The organism is Endozoicomonas sp. 4G, from assembly GCF_023822025.1.
Classification (GTDB): Bacteria; Pseudomonadota; Gammaproteobacteria; order Pseudomonadales; family Endozoicomonadaceae; genus Endozoicomonas_A.
In genome coordinates this window covers 2,786,050-2,808,859 of record NZ_CP082909.1, presented here as the reverse complement: position 1 = coordinate 2,808,859, position 22,810 = coordinate 2,786,050, and the positions used below count along the sequence as shown (strand labels likewise).

18 protein-coding genes are annotated in these 22,810 nt (G+C 48.0%); 2 read left to right on the top strand and 16 right to left on the bottom strand.

Translation table 11 applies throughout. From position 1 onward, the window contains the following. Positions 1-33 precede the first annotated feature (33 nt). Together K7B67_RS10870 and K7B67_RS10865 are read left to right on the top strand one after the other, a co-directional pair. Positions 34-711 carry a response regulator transcription factor gene (locus K7B67_RS10870; protein WP_252180353.1) on the top strand — a complete coding sequence of 226 codons (678 nt, stop codon included), beginning with the start codon at positions 34-36 and terminating at the stop codon, positions 709-711. Then, the gene (locus K7B67_RS10865; RefSeq protein WP_252180352.1) at positions 689-2,047 is read left to right on the top strand and encodes an ATP-binding protein; all 1,359 of its coding nucleotides are present in this window, start codon (positions 689-691) and stop codon (positions 2,045-2,047) included. The genes K7B67_RS10870 and K7B67_RS10865 overlap by 23 nt, the downstream gene beginning before the upstream one ends. Before the next feature lie 87 nt (positions 2,048-2,134). Here K7B67_RS10865 and corA read toward each other — a convergent pair whose 3' ends face one another. From corA to K7B67_RS10785, 16 genes are all read right to left on the bottom strand, one after another. Next, positions 2,135-3,088 (bottom strand): magnesium/cobalt transporter CorA, encoded by a 954-nt coding sequence (gene corA, locus K7B67_RS10860; RefSeq protein WP_252180351.1) that lies wholly within the window; start codon positions 3,086-3,088, stop codon positions 2,135-2,137. A gap of 205 nt (positions 3,089-3,293) precedes the next feature. Next, a complete protein-coding gene (locus K7B67_RS10855; protein ID WP_252180350.1) occupies positions 3,294-4,988 on the bottom strand; it encodes a hypothetical protein in 1,695 nt (564 codons plus the stop codon). 163 nt (positions 4,989-5,151) lie between these two features. Next, the gene (locus tag K7B67_RS10850) at positions 5,152-5,337 is read right to left on the bottom strand and encodes a hypothetical protein (protein ID WP_252180349.1); all 186 of its coding nucleotides are present in this window, start codon (positions 5,335-5,337) and stop codon (positions 5,152-5,154) included. A 98-nt stretch (positions 5,338-5,435) separates the two neighbouring features. After that, positions 5,436-6,995 carry a hypothetical protein gene (locus K7B67_RS10845; protein WP_252180348.1) on the bottom strand — a complete coding sequence of 520 codons (1,560 nt, stop codon included), beginning with the start codon at positions 6,993-6,995 and terminating at the stop codon, positions 5,436-5,438. A 207-nt stretch (positions 6,996-7,202) separates the two neighbouring features. After that, positions 7,203-7,832 carry a maleylacetoacetate isomerase gene (gene maiA / locus K7B67_RS10840; protein ID WP_252180347.1) on the bottom strand — a complete coding sequence of 210 codons (630 nt, stop codon included), beginning with the start codon at positions 7,830-7,832 and terminating at the stop codon, positions 7,203-7,205. Between the two features lie 4 nt (positions 7,833-7,836). Beyond that, on the bottom strand, positions 7,837-9,159 hold the full coding sequence (gene fahA, locus K7B67_RS10835) for a fumarylacetoacetase (RefSeq protein WP_252180346.1): 1,323 nt from the start codon (positions 9,157-9,159) through the stop codon (positions 7,837-7,839). A 93-nt stretch (positions 9,160-9,252) separates the two neighbouring features. Further along, entirely contained in the window at positions 9,253-10,566 is a 1,314-nt protein-coding gene (gene hmgA, locus K7B67_RS10830) for a homogentisate 1,2-dioxygenase (RefSeq protein ID WP_252180345.1), read from the bottom strand. Positions 10,567-10,819: 253 nt separating this feature from the next. After that, positions 10,820-12,052 carry a hypothetical protein gene (locus K7B67_RS10825; protein WP_252180344.1) on the bottom strand — a complete coding sequence of 411 codons (1,233 nt, stop codon included), beginning with the start codon at positions 12,050-12,052 and terminating at the stop codon, positions 10,820-10,822. Between the two features lie 245 nt (positions 12,053-12,297). Beyond that, a complete protein-coding gene (locus K7B67_RS10820; RefSeq protein WP_252180343.1) occupies positions 12,298-13,506 on the bottom strand; it encodes a hypothetical protein in 1,209 nt (402 codons plus the stop codon). Positions 13,507-13,576: 70 nt separating this feature from the next. Further along, on the bottom strand, positions 13,577-14,776 hold the full coding sequence (locus tag K7B67_RS10815) for a hypothetical protein (protein WP_252180342.1): 1,200 nt from the start codon (positions 14,774-14,776) through the stop codon (positions 13,577-13,579). A 68-nt stretch (positions 14,777-14,844) separates the two neighbouring features. Then, the gene (locus tag K7B67_RS10810; RefSeq protein ID WP_252180341.1) at positions 14,845-16,068 is read right to left on the bottom strand and encodes a hypothetical protein; all 1,224 of its coding nucleotides are present in this window, start codon (positions 16,066-16,068) and stop codon (positions 14,845-14,847) included. A 68-nt stretch (positions 16,069-16,136) separates the two neighbouring features. Beyond that, positions 16,137-17,354, bottom strand: a complete 1,218-nt coding sequence (locus tag K7B67_RS10805; protein WP_252180340.1) for a hypothetical protein — start codon at positions 17,352-17,354, stop codon at positions 16,137-16,139. Between the two features lie 123 nt (positions 17,355-17,477). Next, positions 17,478-18,689 carry a hypothetical protein gene (locus K7B67_RS10800; RefSeq protein ID WP_252180339.1) on the bottom strand — a complete coding sequence of 404 codons (1,212 nt, stop codon included), beginning with the start codon at positions 18,687-18,689 and terminating at the stop codon, positions 17,478-17,480. A gap of 152 nt (positions 18,690-18,841) precedes the next feature. Further along, positions 18,842-20,044: a hypothetical protein gene (locus K7B67_RS10795; protein ID WP_252180338.1), complete on the bottom strand. Its 1,203-nt coding sequence runs from the start codon at positions 20,042-20,044 to the stop codon at positions 18,842-18,844. Between the two features lie 68 nt (positions 20,045-20,112). Next, on the bottom strand, positions 20,113-21,336 hold the full coding sequence (locus tag K7B67_RS10790) for a hypothetical protein (RefSeq protein ID WP_252180337.1): 1,224 nt from the start codon (positions 21,334-21,336) through the stop codon (positions 20,113-20,115). Between the two features lie 196 nt (positions 21,337-21,532). Then, entirely contained in the window at positions 21,533-22,789 is a 1,257-nt protein-coding gene (locus K7B67_RS10785; RefSeq protein ID WP_252180336.1) for a hypothetical protein, read from the bottom strand. Positions 22,790-22,810 lie beyond the last annotated feature (21 nt).

Sequence of the window (22,810 nt, the reverse complement as noted above, 5' to 3'; positions counted from 1 at the left end):
TTGGCGGAACAGACTGTCTGAAGGTGTAACAATATGAAGTTATTAGTCGTTGAGGATGACCAGACAACCCGTGAATACATTGCCAAAGGATTCACGGAGCACGGCTGGACGGTAGATGTGGCTGATAATGGCCGGGATGGTCTGTTTCTGGCATCGGGTGAAAACTACGACATTATTGTTCTGGACCGGATGCTGCCCCAGATGGAAGGGCTCAAGGTGCTGGCGGCACTTCGGGCCTCTGAAAACAAGACGCCGGTTATTATTCTCAGTGCCCTCGATGGTGTTGATGAACGCATCAAAGGCTTGAAGCAGGGTGGGGATGATTACCTTTGCAAACCTTTCTCTTTTGGCGAGCTTCTGGTGCGGGCCGAGATTCTGACGCGCAGAGGACGTGTTGAAACCACTGAAAGTACCCTGACTATCTCTGATCTGGAAATGGATCTATTGTCCAGGCGAGTGGTTAAAAACCAGATAGAAGTGACACTTCAACCAAGAGAGTTCCAGCTTCTGCGTTTTCTTCTGGAGCATAAAGACCAGGTGATTTCCAGAACCATGCTGTTTGAATCTGTCTGGGACTATCACTTTGATCCGGGCAGCAACATTATTGATGTGCATGTGGCAAAATTGAGGAAAAAACTGGATGCTGCCGGAGGTGCTTCCCTGATTCAGACTGTTCGGGGGGCCGGTTATGTTCTCCGTGAGTCGGCTTAATCCCCTGAGTCGATTACGAGCATCTTCACTGTTACGCTACACCCTGCTGCATACCGCCATTGTCCTGCTGCTCTGTGGATCAGCCCTCTGGCTGGTGAAGGTCTACAGCCTGGGCTTCTATCAACAACGACAGGATCAGTTTGTCCTGGAACAGCTCAATTCCCTGGCTTCCCTGGCCAGAAGCAGTTCAGAAAGTGAATTCGTCAGCGCGGTTCGTCAGCTGGCTGAGGAAAACCGGCAAGTGCTGGTGGTGTTTAAAAGTTCCAATGGCTACCTGGGTAATCTGAACTATCTGCCTGAAACGGTACCTTTATCTCCAGCAATGGGCAGTTTCTGGATACTGGGGGATTCGGTTCTGGGGGACAGCCGTTTTCAGAAGGTGAGAGGCAGTCGTATCAACAGTCGCTGGGGGCCCCTGGTACTGGCCTACAACTCTTCAGACTTTAACCTGTTTGTTTCTCGTTTCACTCTGGCACTTTATACCGCTATGGTGGTGGTTTTGCTGGTAGGGCTGGTGACCGGGTTCCTGTTTTCAAGAAAGGTGCTGGCCCGGCTTCGTGGCATTAATCGGGTGACGGCAAAAGTGGGTGAAGGTCAGTTAGCTGCCAGAGCGCCGGTCTCTCACCGGGGCGATGAGTTTGATGAACTGTCAGGTCATATCAATCACATGCTTGAGCAGATTGAAGATTCAGTAGAAGCCATTGCATCGGTGACCAGCAGTATTGCTCACGATCTCAGGACACCTCTGTCCCGGCTCAGGATCAAACTGGATGGCTACCTGCAAAAGGGCAGTGCGGGTGTTGAGGATATTCTCGAGGCCCAGGCCGAGCTTGATACCGTTCTGCATACCTTTAATGCGATGCTTGAACTCACAAAGCTGGAATACGGGCAGGGCAATCTTGAATTTGCCCGTTGCGATCTGGCAGACATAGCTTCGAAGGTCGTTGAACTGGCAGAGCCTCTGGCAGAAGTCGGTGAGCAGTCTTTAATGCTTGAAGTGCAACAGGCTCTGGTTGTTCAGGGGAATCACCAGTTGCTGTTCAGAATCCTCTTCAATCTGGTGGAAAATGCCATCAAGTACTCCCCTGAAGGCAGTGAGATTAACATTCGTATTGATCAGGATTCGGTGTCGGTGATTGATCAGGGCACAGGGATTCCGGAGTCAGAGCAGGAAAAGGTATTCCAGAGGTTATACCGACTTGACCAGAGTCGTACAACACCGGGCCATGGCTTGGGATTGTCACTGGTTAAAGTCGTTGCTGATCGGCACAACGCCAGAATCAGTTTTGAGAACGGAGAGGGTTTTTTTGCGGTGAAACTGACCTTTCAAAGATGAGGGTGAAGCCTGCTATAAAGGCAGGCTTTAACCTGGTACCCACAGCCTTACAGCCTTACAGCCTTACAGCCTTACAGCCTTACAGCCTTACAACCAGCCTTTCCGTTTAAAGAACCAATAGGTGCCAAGAGCACTGGCCAACATCAGAATCAAAGCCATAGGATACCCCCAGCTGGCAGTGAGTTCCGGCATGACCCGAAAGTTCATGCCGTAAATGCTGGCAATCAGGGTCGGGGGGAGAAACATAACGGCGGCTACAGAAAATATCTTGATGATATTGTTCTGTTCCAGATTGATGAAACCCATGGTGGCATCCATCAGAAAGTTGATCTTGTCAAAAAGAAAGCCTGTATGGGGTGTCAGAGAGTCAATATCACGCAAAATATCGCGCACCTGATCAACCTGTCCATCGTCCAGCTTGTGACGACAGTTTTTCAGGAGGTATCTGAGGCAGCGCTGGCTATCCAGCAGGTTAAGACGAACTTTGCCGTTTATATCTTCCTGCAGGGTAATATTTTTTAACAGTTCATCGACGTCAGTGTCTTCATCAGAAAGGGCGTGCTGGCTGGTGGCTTCGAGACTCTCGTAAACCTCTTCCAGGGTATCGGCCAGAAACTGAACTTTATTGTCAAAAAGCGCGATCAAAATATCGATGGGGGTTCGTGCCTTGATGTGTTGCAGCTTCAGGTAGTTCCTCATTAACCGGAACAGGGCAGTAGGTTCATCCTGAAGAGTGACCAGTTGATCGTCGCGAAGGTTGAAGGCAACGTTGATACTGCGAAATTCATGACCTGCCTGATGGGGGAAAATAGAGCGAATATGAAAACCTGTCTCGCTTTCAAAAAATCGAGAAGAGGCTTCGATCTCATACAGTGCATCTTCGTCTTCTATAAACCCCGGACATTCCTGCTTCAGCCATTCATCCTCGCTGTCGTCCAGTTCAACAAGGTCCAGCCAGAGGATATTTTCCGGAAGGGGCGTGCCGGTCTGTATGCGGGTGATGCAGTACTGCTCGGTATCACGGTAATAGGCGTTGATCATAGAATGCAGACCCCGGTAGCAATTCTGGTTCTTGGAGGCTGATGGATTCAGGTTAACATTATCCTGGGTTCAACAGGCTCCCTTGGGAAAAGTTGCCCTATTGTACTGATCAATGCACCTTAGTCCAGCAAGGATCTGGCTCCACTGCCGAGGGGCTGTCAGGGGCAGCAAATGTGCCACCCCGAGTCAAAAGAACAGGCTGCTTCTAAAGCACTGTTTCGCGTATTTCCCACTCCGTTATCGGCCTCCCGGTTGAGTCGAAAAATACACTTCCTCCGTTTAGCTGGAAAGATTCTACTTCTTTGTCTGCCTCTTCGGTTGAGTTGGTAGATGCTGTATCTTCGGTTGGGTCAGCAGCCGGAGTCTCTTCAGTCAGGTAAGCAGGTGCTGTCTCTTCAGTCAGGTAAGCCGGTGCTGTCTCTCCGGTTAGGTCAGCAGTCGAAGTCTCTTCGGTTAGGTCAGCAGTCGAAGTCTCTTCGGTTGGGTCAGCAGTCGAAGTCTCTTCAGTCAGGTAAGCAGTTGTTGCTTTTTCGGTTGAGTCACCAGCCGGAGTCTCTTCAGTCAGGTAAGCAGATGTTGCTTCTTCGGTTGGTTCGATAGGTGTTACTTTTTCGGTTGAACCAGCAAGTGGAGTCTCTTCGGTTGGTTTTATAGGTGTTGCTTCTTCGGTTGAGTCAGCAGGTGGAGTCTCTTCAGTTAGTTCGATAGATGCTGCCCCGTCGGCTAGTTCGGTAGGTGCTGCTCCATCGGTTAGCGTACTGGTGGAAGAGACCTCTATGTTAAACGCATTTTCAAATTGCAGGTTACTCTCATCAAGCCATTCACTTAGCTGGTCGGCATCCACTGCATTTGTCGTCTGGACATTAAAGGTCAGTGTCTGGCTATTCCCGTCCATACTGTATGACAGCAGATGGTAACTTCCGGAGCATTGCAGCATGATCCTTATTTGTTGCAATCTGTCGATGTCCAGGTTTTGCGAGTCAAATGTGAAGCTCACTTGAAGCTGGTTTGGAAACTCGGTGTAGCTACCAACAAAGGCAACGAGACCCGACAGTAGAAACCCTGAGGGCAGGGCTATGGCTCCAACTGTAATTGCTCCTGTACCAAACGCAACACCGGTTCCTGTTCCTGTCAAACCCAACAAAGACCCAATTCCATACTTCCAATAACGCCATGAAGGATTAACCACTGAGTCGCATACCAGGTCTCCACATGACCATTTCCACTCAGAGGTGGCATCTGACGGTGCAGGAGTATTGATACAATTACCACATCGAGTGAAATGTGGGTTGGTATACATTTGGTCAGCTTCCATGGCAGCGAGGGCGGCAAATAAACGGACAAACGCCTTCAACTGACCTTCCTGAATATGAAGCGGGACATTGACGTCACTTTCCAGTCTTTCCACCGAGGCTCTAACTCCATGGTTTCCGGTTGGCACGTCGATGCTGGGTCGCGAATTAAAACCAGGTTGACTGGTTACGGGTCGAGGGCAATTTGAAACGGGCTGAGAACTGACCCGACATACCAGAGGAGCTGGCAAACCTCCAACGGCTCCATGTTCCTGACAGGCATTTTGGCCAGCAGCTGTCAAGCCAGAGGGTTGGCTCTGAGGAAAAGGCGCTGGTCCAGAGACGGGTAGCCCGCCTACCGTTTCTGGTCCCTGGTTGTCACGATTTTCACCAGGTAACAGTTCATTTAATTGCTCTTCTTGTCCTTGTGTTTCCAATAACTGGTCCGGGTCGGTATCTGGGTCAACGGTCAGGTAGAGCTCAATAGTATGCTCGGGGGTTTTAAATTTAAGCACATAATTATTGGCAGCTGAAACTGACGGACTTAACAGGAGTGCCACCGTAGTGACGAAAAAGCACAAAATCTCAATACTAAACAGTTTTTTCATATCAATACCTTTTAACAAGAAGTTTTAAAGTAGTTAAACTGCTGAAAAAAGGTGTGTTTTATTTAGAACTTTTTTGACTATGAAAACGTTTGGTTAACAATAAAACGTCCTGAACGGGTGTCATTACATATTCAATTCATCAAAAAGGGCACCTGATGATCAGTTACAAAGTACTGTCAGGCTGTTGCTCTGGACTGGCATTGATAAAAGCATTGAGCTCATTACACTGCTGGTAGATTCTCTGGATTTTTGGATAATCCGTTAACGGCACATTAAATCGCAAGGCATTGTCGACCTGTGGTATCAGACAGATGTCGGCCAGGGTAGGGGTGTCCCCGATACAATGCACCTTAGTCCAGCAAGGATCTGGCTCTATTGCCGGGGGCTGTCAGGGGCAGCAAATGTGCCGCCCCAAGTAAAAGGAACTTGAATGTTAAGAGGCTGCTTCTAAAGCCTGGTTTCGTGTATGTTCATCTCCGTTATCGGCCTCCCGGTTGAGTCGAAAAATACAGTCCCTCCGTCTAGCTCGAAAGATTCTACTTCTTTGTCTGCCTCTTGGGTTGAGTTGGCAGATGCTGTCTCTTCGGTTAGGTAGGCAGGTGGTGTCGCTTCGGTTGATTTTATAGATGTTGCTTCTTCGGTTGAGTCAACAGGTGGGGGTGGAATCTCTTCGGTTGGTTCGATAGGTGTTAGTTCTTCGGTTGGGTCGGCATGCGGTGTTTCTTCGGTTGGTTCGATAGGTGTTAGTTCTTCGGTTAGGCCGATAGGTAGTGTCTCTTCAGTTGGTTCGATAGATGCTGCCTCGTTGGCGATCACAGTAGGTTCTGCCCCGTCGGTTAGCGTACTGCTGGAAAAGACATGTATGACAAACGAACTATTAAATTGCAGATTACTCTGATCAAGCCATTCACTTAGCTGGTGGGCATCCACTGAATTTGTCGTTTGGACATTAAAGGTCAGTGTCTGGCTATCCCCATCCATACTGTATGACACCAGATGCATACTGTATGACTCCAGATGGTAACTTCCGGAGCATTGCAGCATGGTTCTTATTTGTTGCAACCTGCTAATGTTCAGGTTTTTCGAGTTAAATTTGAAGCTCACCTGAAGCTGGTTTGGAAACTCGGTGTAGCTAGCAACAAAGGCAGCGAAACCCGACAGTAACAACCCTGAGGGCACGGCTATGGCTCCAGCTGTAATTGCTCCTTTACCAAACGCAACACCGGCCCCTATTCCTGTCAAACCCAACAAAGACAAAACCGCATACTTCCCATAGCGCCATTTGGGATTAACCACCGAGTCGCATACCTGGTTTCCACATGACCATGTCCACATACAGGTGGCATCTGACGGTTCAGCAGCATTGGTACAAGTACCACATCGAGCGAAATATGGGTTGGTATACATTTGGTCAGCTTCCATGGCAGCGAGGCTGGCAAATAAAAGGACAAACTCCTTCAGCTGGCCTTCCTGGATATGAAGCGGGACATTAACGTCACTTTCCAGTCTTTCTATCCAGGCTGTAACTCTAGAGGTTCCAGTTGGCACTTCGACGATACGTCGCCAATCAATATCAGGTTGACTGGTTACGGGTCGAGGGCAAATTGAAACAGGCTGAGAACTGAGCCGACATACCAGAGGGGCTGGCAAACCTCCAACGGCTCCCTGTTCCTGACAGGCATTCTGGCCAGCAGCCGTTGAGCCAGAGGATCGACTCTGAGGAAAAGGCGCTGGTCCAGAGACGGTTAGCCCGCCTACCGTTTCTCGTCTCTGGTTGTCACGATTTTCACCGGGTAACAGTTCATATAATTGCTCTTCTTGTTCTTCTGTTTCCAATAACTGGTCCGGGTCGGTATCTGGGTCAACGACCAGGTAGAGCTCAACAGTATGCTTGGGGGTTTTAAATTTAAACACATATTTATTGGCGGCTGAAACCAACGGACTCTGTAGGAGAGCCACCGTAGTGACGAAACAGCAAAATATCTCAATACTAAACAGTTTTTTCATAATAACACCTGTTAATACGAAGCTTTAAAATAGTTAAGCTGCTGGAAAAAGGTGTGTTTTATTTAGAACTTTTTTGACTATGAAAACGTTTGATTAGTGATGTCTGTTGATAAATACAACTATTAAAAAGGACGTTAGAAAAATCAAACGTCCTGAATGGGTGTCAATACATATTCATTTGTAAAAAAGAGGGCTCCTGATGATCAGTCACAAAGTACTGTCAGGCTGTTGCTCTGGACTGGCATCAATAAAAGCATTGAGCTCATTACACTGCTGGTAGATTCTCTGGATGTTTGGATAATCCGTTAACGGCACATTAAATCGCAAGGCATTGTAGACCTGTGGTACCAGACAGATGTCGGCCAGGGTAGGGGTGTCCCCGATACAGAAACGGCTGTTTCCCAGTAGTTGTTCAAAGGCATCAAACCCGGTTTTTATCCAGTGTTGGTACCAGTGGGCTTTCTGCTCGTCAGTCATTTCAAATTCCGACTTGAGATAGTTCAGAACTCTCAGGTTATTCAGAGGGTGTATGTCGCAGCTGATGAGATTGGCCAGACTGCGAATTTGCGATTTCTGCCAGGCATCTCCCGGAATAATGGCCGGTTCCGGATAGCTGTCTTCAAGCCATTCCAGAATAGCCATGGACTGAATCAGCCGTTTGTTCCCGACTGCCAGTGCTGGTACCAGCCCCTGGGGTTGAATGTTTTTATAATCATCCCCTTTTTGTTCTGACTTCAACAGGTTAACCGGGATCAATTCATGATCCACTTCTTTGAGGTTCAGGGCAATCCTGACCCGGTAAGCCGCTGAAGAGCGGAAGTAACTATAAAGCCTCATGGTTTTATCCTTTTACTGGCAGATTTGCTGGCAGAACAGTGGCTGCAACTTCACCAAAGCCAATGCTGGCAGCGCCTTCTTTTTCGCACCAGCCTTTCATGATCACGGTATCTCCGTCTTGCAGGAACGTTCTTTGTTCACCATTGGTCAGGGTCAGCGGCTCTTTACCTCCCTTGGTCAGCTCCAAAAGAGAGCCTGCTTCTTCTGGCCTGGGGCCGGACTGAGTACCCGTTCCCAACAAATCGCCGGATTGCAGGTTGCAACCATTGCTGGCGTGATGAGCCACCATCTGGCCAACACTCCAGTAGGAATGCTTGAAGCTGGATTGGGAGAGCTTTTCCATACTTTGCTGAGCACTTTTCATGGCTGGCGTTTGCAGCAGAACTTCCAGCTGAATATCCAGTGCTCCCAGAATGCTGTTTTCTTCCGAGCTTAAATAAGGCAGAGGCTGAGGATCCTCTGTCGGGCGAAGGTAACCGGTTCGAAAAGGAGCCAGTGCTTCCAGCGTGACAATCCACGGCGAAATGGTTGAGGCAAAGCTTTTCGCCAGGAAGGGGCCCAGGGGCTGGTATTCCCAGGCCTGAATATCTCGTGCAGACCAGTCATTTAAAAGACACATTCCGAATATATGCTGATCGGTTTTATCCAGCGCAATCGCGTTACCCAGCTGGTTTCCCTGGCCGATGAAAATGCCCATTTCCAGTTCATAGTCGAGTCGTTTGCAGGGACCGTAGGCGGGGGACTCAGCATCTGGCGCTTTGGTTTGACCTGCCGGGCGGTGAAACGTTTGTCCCGAGACTTCAATGGAAGAGGCTCTGCCGTGATAGCCAATAGGCACCCATTTGTAGTTAGGCAGTAAAGGGTTGTCGGGTCTGAACAGTGAACCGACAGCCTTGGCGTGATGGATGGAGGAATAGAAGTCAGTGTAATCCCTGATCTGGCAGGGCAGAGCAAATTCGGCTTTGTTCATGGTGATCAGACAGGGTTTCAGTTGGCTTTCCAGCTCTGAGCCTGTTCTCAGTGCTCTGGACAGGCTGAGCCTGAGGGCGCTCCAGTATTCAAAACCCAGTTCCATTAGAGGATTCAGGTTTTTCTGGGCACAGGCAGCCAGTGCATCAGCAGCTTTACCTTCAAAAGGCTTTACGTCAGCTGTCGCCTTCAGATCCAGAATCTGGTTGCCAATGGCGACACCGCATCGGAAAGGTTCGCTGTCTGTACGAAAAACAGCAAAGGGCAGGTTCTGAATGGGGAAGTCGGTGTCGGACGTGTTAGCACAACTTACCCAGCTGGTGAGATTAACGTCATGGGTCTCGTTCAGTGAAATCATTATTTATCCTGAGAGTATTATCCTGAAAGCATTGATAAGGCAGAATGTCAGCGACTGTGAACAGCGTAAACCGGCATTCCTGATTATTCTTGTTTAAGGTTTCTGGTTTGGATCAAAGTGCTTCTGTAGCCCAGACCAGCATTTAATATAGTCTTTTTGTCGTATGTCGCTCGCCATGGCGAATGTTGATGGCACATAGACGTATCGGGATTCAAACATAAAGGCCAGAGTGTTTTCATAACGGACAGGTTTCAGCTCTGCTTCGCTGGCTTTCCTGAATACATCGGCTTCGGGACCATGGGGTGACATACTGTTATGCAGACTGCTTCCGCCGGGTAAAAACCCTTTTTCCTTAGCGTCATAAACGCCGTGAATCAGTCCCATGAACTCGCTCATCATATTGCGATGATACCAGGGAGGGCGAAAGGTATTTTCAGCCACCATCCAGCGGGGAGGAAAGATAACAAAATCGAGATTAGCTACCCCCGGTGTATCAGATTGAGAGGTCAGAACCGTAAAGATAGAAGGATCCGGGTGATCGTAACTGACTGTGTTGATGACATTAAAGCGGGACAGCTGGTATTTATAAGGTGCTGAAGTCCCCACCCAGGCCACTACATCCAGGGGGGAGTGAGTGAGTTCACAGCAATAAAGATGACCTGAGAATTTACTGACCAGTTCGAATGTGCCTTCTTTATCTTCATACCAGGCAACGGGGTATTGGAAATCCCGGTCATTGGCAAAGCCATTGGCACCGACCGGGCCACGTTCCGGCAGGGTCAGTGGGGCTCCATAGTTTTCGCAGACATAGCCACTGGCTTTGCTCTCAAGCAGCTCTACTCTGAATTTTATGCCGCGCGGAATCACGGCAATATCGCCCGGCTCCACCTGCAACCGACCCAGTTCGGTACAAATCAGCAGACCCCCTGCCTGGGGCACAATCAGCAGCTCGCCATCGGCATTATAAAAGAATCGCTGTTCCATACTTTGGTTGGCGGCGTACAGGTGAATAGCCGTACCGATCTGTGTCCTGGCGTCACCATTAGCGGCAATGGTGGTCAGGCCGCTGATAAAGTCAGTGGGTTGTTCTGTGACGGGCAGCGGGTCCCAGCGAAGCGGACTCGGCACTGGCGGCAGGTCTGTCAGAGGTGCTGTTTTCAGCAGCGGGTTGTTATCCCAGGGCTGGTAGTCTCCCTGAACCGCGGAAGGGTGGATTCGATAGGTCCAGGTTCGGCGGTTCTGGTGTTTGGGAGCTGTGAAAGCAGTGGTTGAAAACTGTTCGCAATAAAGGCCATAAGCCACCTTCTGAGGGCTGAAGCAGGCTTTGGGCAGAGCACCGGGTAATGCTTCTGTTTCGTGTTCGTTACCAAAACCTGTCTGGTATTCAAGGTCGTCAGGTAATGTCATCAGTTGGAACCTATGTTTTTCTTATAAAACGGCTTCATTCACAAGTCTTGCTCACGCGCTGGTGGCTGTGGTAAAGCTCTGGCGCATGGGCGTGGTTTGTTCAGATCCTGAAGTGTCTCCATTCTTAGCCACTCCTGGGAGTTTGTCCATAAAGATTCAGGATTTTTAGCCTCGCAGCGCTGCGGCTAGAGAAAATTCGGCTGACCTTTGAAGTCAGCCGGGAGAAGGGTATAGGTAGGAAAGTCAGGTTCTGTCAATTAAACAGGGTGCGCAAATAATCCAGGGGAGCATAAAATTTCTGCCATTGAGTCCAAGCTGTTTTAGAGAAACTTTCTTCAAGCGAGTAACCGTAAACGGCATTGTTTGAAAGGCCATTGAGCAAAGCGATAGTCAATGCCGGAACCAGGTTAAGAGCAGCGTTTCTTAATACATTATTTGAATTTGAGTCCAGTGTTGAGGGTTGTCGCCCACGATTGATCATGGCTTGGGTTCCGACGAACACCCCGAGTGTCAGTCCAATACTCTTGAAGGGTCGTCCAATATGATAGTTCATGTGATAACATGCACTCCAAAGCGTGCCAGCCAGTGCGACCCCGCCCATGATTGTACTTGATGAGCGTGTAACAGCGAGCGTTCCGGATGCGGTTGCAGCCCATGATCCCGCTAAGGCTCCCATTGCGGCTAGGGTTTCTGCTCCTGCTTCTGCCCCAATCAGATCACTACTCCCTGGCTTATGGAGTGAAAGGGCGCTTATTGCTAATATCCTCTCTACCAATGCAAAGGATATTAAGTAAGCAAAGCCTGCTTTTGCCTTCGAGGCACCCTTGGCTCTCATCTGTTCGTAGAATATTGTCCCGGTTATCATGCCAGCGAAGAATGACAACATGGAATATTCAAGGCGGGGATAATCCAAAGGTTCGATTGTACTTTTATCAAGATGGCTAAAGTTCCAGAGAGTGATGCCTGCGGCTCCTGTTTTTACCAATACCGCCTGGGTAAGGGAACCCGCAGCGATTATAGGTATAAGATAGGGGTTGCTCTCAGCGTTGTAGGCGACATAACCACTGTATGCGGCTCCTGCAAATCGCAATGGCTGCCACCAGGGTGTTTCAAGGGGCCAGGGCGATACGCGTCCGGCTAAAGCAATCTCGGTGGTAGTGAGAACGGCAGCGAGTTCATTACAAAAAGACGATTTAATCTCCTGTAACTCATTTTGCTCTGTACCAGACAGGGCAAAGCGACCCGTAAGGGCAGGGACCACTCCCGTTGCTTTGCAGATGCCGTACCAGAGTCCGTAATTGATTGCGGTGGAAGCAGCCAGCCCGGAACCGCTGGTGACCAGTTTCAGACCATCTTCAACCAACGATGTGTTATTGTAATGGCTTAATAACTGAAATCGTTCTTCTGTTGACAGGCCTGAATGAGCGGCTGAACAGATAAATAATAAGCACGAGAATAGCAGTATTCGTTTACCGGATGTTTTCATTATTAATATCCTGAATTAGAGTCACTGAGTTATTGTTAGAAAACGACAAACCGGATCTTCCCGTACCGCTATTGACCTGCGTGTTTGTGGTTGTGAAAACCAGATCAGCACACGCAGGCACCTGTCAACAGTCCTTAAGACTTTGTTGTTTCCACAGGACTGTATAGTGCAGGAATGGAATTTTCGCCATCATTGTTTGGCGGGTTATAAAGCTTGACTAGCCGTTGCTCGCAGCTAACTCATGGTTAATTAAGCAGGGTGCGTAAATAATCCAGAGGAGCATAAAATTTCTGCCATTGGATCCGGACTGTTTCGGTGAAACTCTCTTTAATTGAGTAACCATAAACCAAATTGTTTGAAACGCCATTAATCAGAGCAATAGCTAATGCAGGAGCCAGGGTAAGAGCGATGTTTTCTGATAAATCGTTTGAACCCAGTCTTAAGCGTTGTAGCTTGAGATGGAATATACATAGGCCTCCGATTACCACTCCAGTGTCTATTGCACCTCTGTTGTACCATCGTGCAGTCTGAATTGATCTCATGTACCATTGTGCAGTCTGAATAGATCTCAAAACCACGGCGGCAACTGTAGCTACGCCCACCATTGTATCTGATGAGTTCACAATAATCATGGTTCCGGTTATAGCTGTGGCCCATGATCCAGCCAAGGCTCCGGTTGCGGCTAAGTCTTCTGCGCCTGCTTCTTTCCCAACGAGATCAACACTACCCGGATTATTCATTAAAAGAGCGCTTTTTGATGATATTTTCTCTACCAGTGCAAAGGTTATCAGATAAGCAAAGACCGCTGCTCTCCGCGAGGCACCCTCGGCGATCATTCTGTCGTAGACGATTACCCCGACCGCACTGCCAGCGATTGATGACAACATGGAATATTCACCGCGGGCAAAAACTAAAGGTTGGATTGTACTCCCATTATTATACCTTGAGTCCCAGATAGCGTAGCCTCCGGCTGCCGTTCTTGTCACCACCTCGCTGGTAAAGTAAGCAGCGGCGACGATGGGTATAAGATAAGGATCGCGCTCAGTCTTGTAGGCTACATAACCACTGTATGCTGTTCCTACAAATCGCAGTGGCTGCCACCAAGACGTCGTAAGGGGCCAGGGCGATACGCGTCCGGCTAAAGCAATCTCGGTGGAGGTGAGAACGGCAGCAAGTTGATTACAAAAAGACGATTGAACCTGTTGTCGACCCGCAAGGGCAGCGACTTCTTTGGATGCTTGGCAGATGCTGTACAAGAGTCCGTAATTGATCAGGGTGGAAGTGGCCAACCCGGAACTGAGAGTGGCCAGTGTCAGACCATCTTCAACCAACGATGCGTTATTGTAATGGCTTAATAAGTGAAATCGTTCTTCTGTTGACAGGCCTGAGTGAGCAAATGAACAGATAAATAACAAGCACGAGAATACCAGTATTTGTTTACCGGATGTATTCATTATTCATATCCCCTGAACCAGAGTCATTGATTTATTGTCAGAAAACGATTTCCGTACCAAGAGCAACCGGTTAATTAAAAAGGGTGCGTAAATAATCCAGGGGAGCATAAAACTTCTGCCATTGGGTCCGGACCGTTTCGGTAAAACTTTCTTTAAGTGAGTAACCATAAACGGCATTGTTTGGAACGGCATTGATCACAGCGATAGCCAATGCAGGGCGCAGGGTAAGAGCGATGCTTCTTAATAAATGGTCTGAATCCAGTCTAAAGATTTGTTGCGAGAGATCAGACCCAACTTCGCCTCCGACTTCCAATCCGACTAGTATTCCAACAACACTGTACCATGGTAGCATAGAAGGTGTTCTCGAAATCGCGGTGGCAATTGTAGCCATGCCCAGGACTGCATTTGATGAGAACCTGATAGCATCGGCTCCGGTCACAGCTGCAGCCCATGATCCAGCTAAGGCTGCATGTGCGGCTAAGTCTTCTGCGCTTGCTTCTGTCCTAACCAGGTCAACAATACCTGAATTATGTATTGAAAGAGAGCTTATTGCTGATATCCTCTCTACCAGTGTCTGGAATACCAGGTAACCAAAGATTGCTCTTTTCCGCGAGAAACCTGCGGCGATTATCTTCTTGTAGACTATTGCCCCGACCATAGTGCCGGTGATTGATGACAACATGGAATATTCAGTGCGGGCCTTATCAAAAGGTTGGATTGTACTTTTATGCTTATCCCTTAAACCCCAGATAGCAGTGCCTCCTGCCACCGTTCTTGTCACCACCTGACTGGTAAAGTAACCCGCAGTGATTATGGGCATAAGATCAGGCATAGTGTTGTATGCTTCGTAACTATTGTATGCGGTTGCTACAAATCGCAGTGGTTGCCACCAGGGGGTCTCAAGGGGCCAGGGTGATACCCGCCCGGCTAAAGCAATCTCGGTGGAGGTGAGAACGGCAGCGAGTTGATTACAAAAAGACGATTTGAACCGTTGTAACTCATTTTGCTCTGCTCCGGCAAAGCGACCCGTAAGGGCAGCGACCACCCCGGGTGCTTTGCAGATGCTGTACCAGAGTCCGTAATTGATTAAGGTGGAAGCGACCAGTCCGGAACTGCTGGTGGCCAGTTTCAGACTATCTTCAACTAACGATGCATTATTGTAATGGCTTAATAAGTGAAATCGTTCTTCTTTTGACAGGCCTGAGTGAGCAAATGAACAGATAAATAACAAGCACGAGAATATCAGTATTTGTTTACCGGATGTTTTCATTGTTCATATCCTAAACCTGAGGCACTGATGCATTGTCAGAAAACGATTTCTGTACCAGGAGCAACCTGTTAATTAAACAGAGTGCGTAAATAATCCAGAGGAGCATAAAATTTCTTCCATTGGGTCCAGGCCGTTTCGGTGAAACTTTCTTCAAGTGAGTAACCATAAACGGCATTGTTTGACACGCCATTGATCACAGCGAGAGCCAATGCCGGAGCCAGAGTAAGAGCAATATTTCTTAAACCATGATTTGAGTCCAGTTTTGAACGTTGTTTACCAAGAGCGTGCATAGCGTAGACTCCTATAGCCAATCCGATTACGGCTGGCGCCCCAACATAGGCGAACGCTTGCCTGGCATAAATTTGGGGCATAACTATGGTGGCAAGTCCGCCCACCCACGTGATTATTGAACTTGATGTGAACCCAATACTGGCACCTCCGGATAGAGCTAAAGCAAATGATCCAGCTAAGGCTCCGGCTCCGGCTAAGTCTTCTGCTCCTGCTTCTGTCCTGACTGGACCAACATTACCCGAATTATGTATTGAAAGGGGGCTTATTGCTGACATTCCCACCACCAGTGCACAGGATATTACATAAGCAAAGGCTGCTTTTGCCGACGAGACATCTCTGTTGATCATCATTTCGTGGACTATTGTCCCGACCACCATGCCAGTCATTGCTGACAATATGGAATATTCAATGCTGGGATAATTTAAAGGTTGGATTGGATTGTTATCTTGATATCTAAAGAACCAGATGACACCGCTTGCAGCTGACGTTCTTGTCACCACCTCGTTGATAAAGTAACCGGCAGTGAATATGGGTATAAGATGATAAGGTTCGCGCCCGGTGTTGTATGCTGCATAAGCACTGTAGGCTGTTCCTATAAATCGCAGTGGCTGCCACCAGGGTGTCTGAAGGGGCCAGGGTGATACGTGCCCGGCTAAAGCAATCTCGGCGGAAGTGAGAACGGCAGCGAGTTCATTACAAAAAGACGATTTAACCTCCTGTAACTCATTTTGCTCTTTACCAGACAGGGCAAAGTGACCCGTAAGGGCAGCGACCACCCCGGGTGCTTTGCAGATGCCGTACCAGAGTCCGTAATTGATTGCGGTGGAAGCAGCCAGCCCGGAACTGCTGGTGGCCAGTTTCAGGCCATCTTCAACCAACGATGCGTTATTGTAATGGCTTAATAAGTGAAATTGTTCTTCTCTCGATACGCCTGAATGAGCGAGTGAACAGATAAATAGCAGGCATGGGAATAGCCCTATTAACTTACTGGATGTATTCATTATTAATATCCTGAATTAGAGTCACTGAGTTATTGTCAGAAAATGATGTCCGTACCCTGAGCAACCGGTTAATTAAACAGAGTGCGCAAATAATCCAGAGGAGCATAAAATTTCTGCCATTGGATCCGGGCTGTTTCGCTGAAACTTTCTTCAAGCGGGTAACCATAAACGGCATTGTTTGAAAGGCCATTGATCACAGCGAGAGCCAATGCCGGAGCCAGAGTAAGAGCAACGTTGCTTAATACGTTATTTGAGTCCAGTTTTGAGCGTTGTTGCTCGAGACTGAACATAACTCCGGTTCCAATAAATGCTCCGGCTACCATTCCAATATCCCTGAAGGATCGTCCAATGTAATAGCCTATGAAATAGACACTCATAACCGTGCTCAAAACTATGTCCCTGATAATCTCTGTACTTGATGAGCGGGCAATAGCGGCAGTTCCGGATAGGGTTGCAGCCCATGATCCAGACAGGGCTCCGATTGCGGCTAAGGTTTCTGCTCCTGCTTCTGTCTCAGTCAGATAACTAATCCCTGAAAATTGGAGTGAAAGCGGGCTTATTGCTGATATCCCCTCCACCAATAGAACGGATATTATGTAAGCAAAGGTTGCTTGTGTCTTCGAGGTACCCTCGGCTATCATTTTTTCGTAGAGTATCGCTCCGACTATCACGCCAGCGAGGTACGACAATGTCGAATATTCAATGCGGGTATAATCTAAAGGTTCGATTGTACTTTTATCATTATCCCTTAAGCCCCAGATAGTCATGCCTCCGGCTACCGTTCTTCCCACTACCTCATTGGTCAGGTAACCCGCAGTGATTATAGGTATAAGGTAAGGATTGCTCTCAGTGTTGTAGGCGACATAACCAGTGTATGCTGTTCCTGCAAATCGCAGTGGCTGCCACCAGGGTGTCTCTAGGGGCCAGGGCGATACGCGTCCGGCTAAAGCAATCTCGGTGGAAGTGAGAACGGCAGCGAGTTGATTACAAAAAGATGATTTGATCTGTTGTAACTCATTTTGCTCTGTACCGGCAAAGCGACCCGTAAGGGCGGCGACCACTCCGGTTGTTTTGCAGATTTTGTACCAGAGTCCGTAATTGATCAGGGTGGAAGCGGCCAGCCCGGAACTGCTGGTGACCAGTTTCAGGCCATCTTCAACCAATGATGCGTTATTGTAATGGCTTAATAAGTGAAATCGTTCTTCTCTCGATACGCCTGAATGAGCGGCTGAACAGATAAATAATAAACACGACAATAGCAGTATTCGTTTATCGGATGTCTTCATTATTGATATCCTGAACCAGAGTCACAAAGTTATTGTTAGAAAACGACAAACCGGACCTTCCCTTACCGCTATGTTGTTTCCACGGGACTGTATAGTGCAGGAATGGAATTTTCGCCATTATTGTTAATTAAACAAGGTGTGCAAATAATCCAAAGGAGCATAAAATTTCTGCAATTGGGTCCGGGTCGTTTCGTTGAAACTTTCTTCAAGTGAGTAACCATAAACCAGATTGTTTGAAAAGCCATTGATCAGAACAAGAGCGAATGCAGTAGACAGGGTAAGAGCGATGTTTTCTAACAAATCGTTTGCATCCAGTCTTGAGCGTAGCTGCTTGAGATAGAATATAAATGCGCCTCCGATGACCACTCCAGCTATCATGCCTTCACCGGTGTAATTTTGTGTAGTATGAAATGATCTCAAATTCAGGGCGACAATGGTGGCGACGCCCACCATTGCATCTGATGAGTGCGCAATATTGATGGATCCGATGATGGCTGTGGCCCATGATCCAGCCAAGGCTCCCGTTGCGGCTAAGTCTTCTGCGCCTGTTTCTGTCCCAACGAGATCAACACCATCTGAAATATGTATTGAACGAGAGCTGATTGACGATATTTTCTCTAGCAGTGCTAAGGATATCAGATAAGCAAAGACCGCTTTTCCCCGCGAGGCATCTCTGGCGATCATCCTGTCGTAGACTATTACCCCGATCGCACTGCCAGCGATTGATGACAACATGGAATATTCGGCGCGAGCAGAATCTAAAGGCTGGATTGTACTTTTATTATTATGCCTTGATTCCCAGATAGCAAAGCCTTCGGCTACCGTTCTTGTCACCATCTCGCCGGTAAGGTAATCCGCAGTGATTATGGGTACAAGATAAGGATCTCGCTCAGTCTTGTAGGCGACATAACCACCGTATGCTGTTCCTACAAATCGCAGCGGCTGCCACCAGGGTGTCTGCAGGGGCCAGGGCGATACGCGTCCGGCTAAAGCAATCTCGGTGGAGGTGAGAACGGCAGCGAGTTGATTACAAAAAGACGATTGCACCTGTTGTAACTCATTTTGCTCTGTACCAGAAAGTTCAAAGCGACCCCTAAGGGCAGCGACCACCCCGGGTGCTTTGCAGATGCTGTACCAGAGTCCGTAACTGATTAAGGTGGAAGTGCCCAGCCTGCCATTGACAGTGAACAGTCTCCAACCATATTCAATTAAGGTTGCGTTATTGTTATGGCTTAATAAGTGAAATTTTTCTTCTTTTGACAGGCCTGAATGAGCGGCTGAACAGATAAATAATAAGCACGACAATAGTAGTATTCGTTTACCGGATGTCTTCATTATTCATATCCTGAACCAGAGTCACAGAGTTATTGTTAGAAAACGACAAACCGGATCTTTCCTTACCGCTATGTTGTTTCCACGGGACTGTATAGTGCAGGAATGGAATTTTCGCCATCACTGATTAGCCGTTGCTCGCATCTAACTCATTGTTAATTAAACAGAGTGCGCAAATAATTCAGGGGCGCATAAAATTTCTGCCATTGGGTCCGGGCCGTTTCGGTGAAACTTTCTTCAAGTGAGTAACCATAAACGGCATTGTTTGAAACGCCATTGATCACAGCGAGAGCCAATGCTGGAACCAGGGTGAGAGCGACGTTTCTTAATATATGATTTGATTCCAGTTCTGAGCGTTGTTGATCAAGAACAACCAGGGCTGCGTTTCCGACCACCATTCCGGCAAACATTCCAACGCCGGCGAGATTTTGTCTGGTATAAATAACAGTTTTAACTGCGCAGGCAACTGCGACCGCGCGCGCGACTGCAGAACTTGACAAGTACGCAACGCTAGCGGCTCCAGATGTAGCCGTAGCAAGTGACCCAGCTAAGGCTCCGGCTCCGGCTAAGCCTTCTGCTCCTGTCCTGACTTTCTCAACACTGCCTGAATCATGTCTTGAAAGGGGGCTTATTGCTGATATTTGCTCTGCCAACACATAGGATATCATGTAAGCAAAAGCTGCTTGTGAGGGCCGGTAATCTCTGGCGATCAGTTGTTCGTAGACTATTGTCCCGACCATCATGGCAGCGATGAATGACAACACGGAATATTCAGTGCGGGCATAATCAAAAGGTTGGATTGTACTTTTATCCTTATACCTTAACTCAAAGATAACAGCGCCTCCGGCTACGGTTCTTGTCACCACATCGTTGGTAAAGAAAACCGCAGTGATTATGGGTGTACGATAAGGGTCGGACTCAGTCTTGTAGGCTACATAACCACCGTATGCTGTTCCTACAAATCGCAGTGGTTGCCACCAGGGTGTCTCAAGGGGCCAGGGCGACACATGTCCGGCTAAAGCAATCTCGGTGGAGGTGAGGACGGCGGCGAGTTGATTACAAAAAGACGATTTAACCTCCTGTAACTCATTTTGCTCGGTACCGGCAAAGCGACCCGTAAGGGCAGCGACCACACCAGGTGCTTTGCAGATGCTGTACCAGAGTCCGTAATTAATCAGGGCGGAAACGGCCAGCCCGGAACTGCTGGTGACCAGTTTCAGACTGTCTTTAACTAACGGTGTGTTACTGTAATGGCTTAATAAGTGAAATTGCTCTTCTTTTGATACGCCTGAATGAGCAACTGAACAGATAAATAACAGGTACGAGAATACCAGTATTCGTTTGCCGGGTGCTTTCATGGTTCGCAGCCTCAACTTGGGTAACTGATTAATTACCAGAAAACGAGTTCCGTACCCTGGGCAACCGGTTAATTAAACAGGGTGCGTAAATAATCCAAAGGCGCATAAAATTTCTGCCATTGGATCCAGGCCGTGTCGGTGAAACTTTCTTCAAGTGGGTAACCATAAACCACATTGTTTGAAACGCCATTGATCAGAGCAAGAGCCAATGCCGGAGGCAGGGTAAGGGCGACGTTTTCTACTACATGATTTGAGTCCAGTCTTGAGTGTTGTTGCTGAAAAAGGACCACAGTGTAGGCTCCGATCGCCGTTCCCATCGTGGTTAGCGCTCCAACATAGGCATAGGCGTAATTGTGTCCAGCATAAAGTGCAGCCGCAAACGCAGTAGCAACTGCGGCCACGCCTGAAAGTCTACTTGATGAGAAGACAACATTTAAGGTTGCAGATAGGGCTATGGCCCATGATCCAGCTAAAGCTCCGACTCCGGCTAAGCTTTCTGCTCCTGCCCCTGCTTCTGTCTCAACTGGATCAACACAGTCTGAATTATGTATTGAAAGGGGACTTATTGCTGATATTACCTCCACCAGTGCATGGAATGTTGCGTAGGCAAAGGCTGCTTTTGCCAGCGATGAACCTCCGGCCATCATCTTTTCGTAGATTATCGTTCCGATCATCATGCCAGCGATTGATGACAACGTGGAATATTCAATGCCGACATAATCTAAAGGTTGGATTCTATCTTTATCGCTATACCTGAAGGCCCGGATGACAGTGCTTGCAGCTACCGTTCTTGCCACCACCTCGCTGGTAAAGAAACCCGCAGTGATTATGGGTATAAGATAAGGGTCGTGCTCATTGTTGTAAGCTTCATAACCAGCGTATGCTGTTCCTACAAATCGCAGTGGCTGCCACCAGGGGGTCTCAAGGGGCCAGGGCGATACGCGTCCGGCTAAAGCAATCTCGGTGGAGGTGAGAACAGCAGCGAGTTTATTACAAAAAGACGATTTAACCTCCTGTAACTCATTTTGCTCTGTACCGGCAAAGCGACCCGTCAGGGCAGCGACCGGGCCGGGTGCTTTGCAGATGCCGTACCAGAGTCCGTAATTGATTAAGGTGGAAGCGGCCAGCCCGGAACTGCTGGTGGCCAGTTTTAGACCATCTTCAACCAACGATGCGTTATTGTAATAGCTTAATAAGTGAAATTGTTCTTCTCTTGACACGCCTGAATGAGCGATCGAACAGATAAATAACAAGCACGAGAATACCAGTATTCGTTTACCGGATGGTTTCATGATTCACAGCCTTAACTTTGGGTAACTGATTAATTACCAGAAAACGACACACTGGATCTTACCGTACCATTTTTAACCCACTTATTTGTGGTTGTGAAAATCGGATCAGCACACGCAGGAACCTGTGAACAGTCCTTAAGACTTTGCTGTTTTCACCGGACTGTATAGTGCAGGAATGGAATTTTCGCCATCATTGTTAATCGAACAAGGTGTACAAATAATCCAAAGGAGCATAAAACTTTTGCCATTGGTTATGGGCTGTATCGGTGAAACTCTCTTCAAGTGAGTAACCATAAACCACATGGTTTGAAATGCCATTGATCAGAGCAAGAGAGAAGGCAGGAATCAAGATTGTAGCGATATTTCCCAATAAATGGTTTGAGTCCAGACCTGAGTTTTGTGTTAACAGAAGATCGATGACGACGGGTCCGATGACAATTCCGATCATAGCTCCGGAGAGGATAATGTCTTCAACTTGGTACAAAGATACAACTTCGGGTCTGGAGAATACCATTATTCTGAATGTGGTTGCGAACAAGGCCAGGAGTTCGTTCTGAGCAGATACGACTCCCATGACTCCGGCGGTAGCTCCGGCTATTGATCCGGATAAGGCAGCAGCCCCGGCTAAGGCCAGGGCTCCTGCTTCCTGTTCGGCTGTAACACTACCGGCTGAATTAAACACCGAAAAAGAGCCTGTTGCTAACATTGCCTCTGTCAATGAAGTAGACACCAGATAAAGAAAGGTCACTTCTGTGAGGACATAGCCTCTGGCGATTAGCTTCTCATAAACGATTAACCCGATTATCAGGCCTGCGACTGATTTCAGCATGGTATATTCACTGTAGGCATAATCCTGCGGTTGGATTGAATGCCCACCATGATACTTTAACATCTCAACGGTAGAGGCTCCGGCTACTGTCCTTGCCACAGTCTCATGCGTAAAGTGAGTCATAGCCATTATTGGTATAAAACAAGTGTCGTATTTAATGCAGGTGTTATAAAGAATGAGTCCTGTTCTTACAAATTGCAGCGGATACCACCAGGGTTGCCCAAGGGGCCAGGGCGATATGTGTCCGGCTAAAGCAACTTCGGCGGAGGTGGTAATGGCTGCGAGTTGACTGCAAAAGGAAGATTTAACTCCCAGTAACTTATTTCCCTTTATGTGATGCAGGTCAGAGCGACCCGTAAGGGTAGATACCAGCCCGGCTGATTCGCAGATACCGTACCAGACCCCATAATGGATCAAAGTGGAAACTGCCAGCCCGGAACTGCTGGTCAGCAACTTCAGGCTATCTTCAACGAATGATGCATTATGCTGGTGGCTTAATAAGTTAAATCGTTCTTTTTTCGATACGCCTGAATGGGCGACTGAACAGATAAGTAATAAGCATGAAAATATTACCCACGGGTCTTTTTTCTCATTCAATGCAGTAGCCACTATCTGTCCTGACATTAACCAGTTCATTGTCGTCTG

Excerpts from the sequence above, each read along its gene's own strand:
- maiA (WP_252180347.1), bottom strand. The coding sequence starts at position 7,832 with ATGAGGCTTTATAGTTACTTCCGCTCTTCAGCGGCTTACCGGGTCAGG.
- hmgA (WP_252180345.1), bottom strand. The coding sequence starts at position 10,566 with ATGACATTACCTGACGACCTTGAATACCAGACAGGTTTTGGTAACGAA.
- K7B67_RS10825 (WP_252180344.1), bottom strand. The coding sequence starts at position 12,052 with ATGAAAACATCCGGTAAACGAATACTGCTATTCTCGTGCTTATTATTT.
- K7B67_RS10845 (WP_252180348.1), bottom strand. The coding sequence starts at position 6,995 with ATGAAAAAACTGTTTAGTATTGAGATATTTTGCTGTTTCGTCACTACG.
- K7B67_RS10815 (WP_252180342.1), bottom strand. The coding sequence starts at position 14,776 with ATGAAAACATCCGGTAAACAAATACTGATATTCTCGTGCTTGTTATTT.
- K7B67_RS10805 (WP_252180340.1), bottom strand. The coding sequence starts at position 17,354 with ATGAAGACATCCGATAAACGAATACTGCTATTGTCGTGTTTATTATTT.
- K7B67_RS10870 (WP_252180353.1), top strand. The coding sequence starts at position 34 with ATGAAGTTATTAGTCGTTGAGGATGACCAGACAACCCGTGAATACATT.
- corA (WP_252180351.1), bottom strand. The coding sequence starts at position 3,088 with ATGATCAACGCCTATTACCGTGATACCGAGCAGTACTGCATCACCCGC.
- K7B67_RS10795 (WP_252180338.1), bottom strand. The coding sequence starts at position 20,044 with ATGAAAGCACCCGGCAAACGAATACTGGTATTCTCGTACCTGTTATTT.
- K7B67_RS10790 (WP_252180337.1), bottom strand. The coding sequence starts at position 21,336 with ATGAAACCATCCGGTAAACGAATACTGGTATTCTCGTGCTTGTTATTT.
- K7B67_RS10855 (WP_252180350.1), bottom strand. The coding sequence starts at position 4,988 with ATGAAAAAACTGTTTAGTATTGAGATTTTGTGCTTTTTCGTCACTACG.
- K7B67_RS10800 (WP_252180339.1), bottom strand. The coding sequence starts at position 18,689 with ATGAAGACATCCGGTAAACGAATACTACTATTGTCGTGCTTATTATTT.
- fahA (WP_252180346.1), bottom strand. The coding sequence starts at position 9,159 with ATGATTTCACTGAACGAGACCCATGACGTTAATCTCACCAGCTGGGTA.
- K7B67_RS10865 (WP_252180352.1), top strand. The coding sequence starts at position 689 with ATGTTCTCCGTGAGTCGGCTTAATCCCCTGAGTCGATTACGAGCATCT.
- K7B67_RS10820 (WP_252180343.1), bottom strand. The coding sequence starts at position 13,506 with ATGAATACATCCGGTAAACAAATACTGGTATTCTCGTGCTTGTTATTT.
- K7B67_RS10810 (WP_252180341.1), bottom strand. The coding sequence starts at position 16,068 with ATGAATACATCCAGTAAGTTAATAGGGCTATTCCCATGCCTGCTATTT.
- K7B67_RS10785 (WP_252180336.1), bottom strand. The coding sequence starts at position 22,789 with ATGTCAGGACAGATAGTGGCTACTGCATTGAATGAGAAAAAAGACCCG.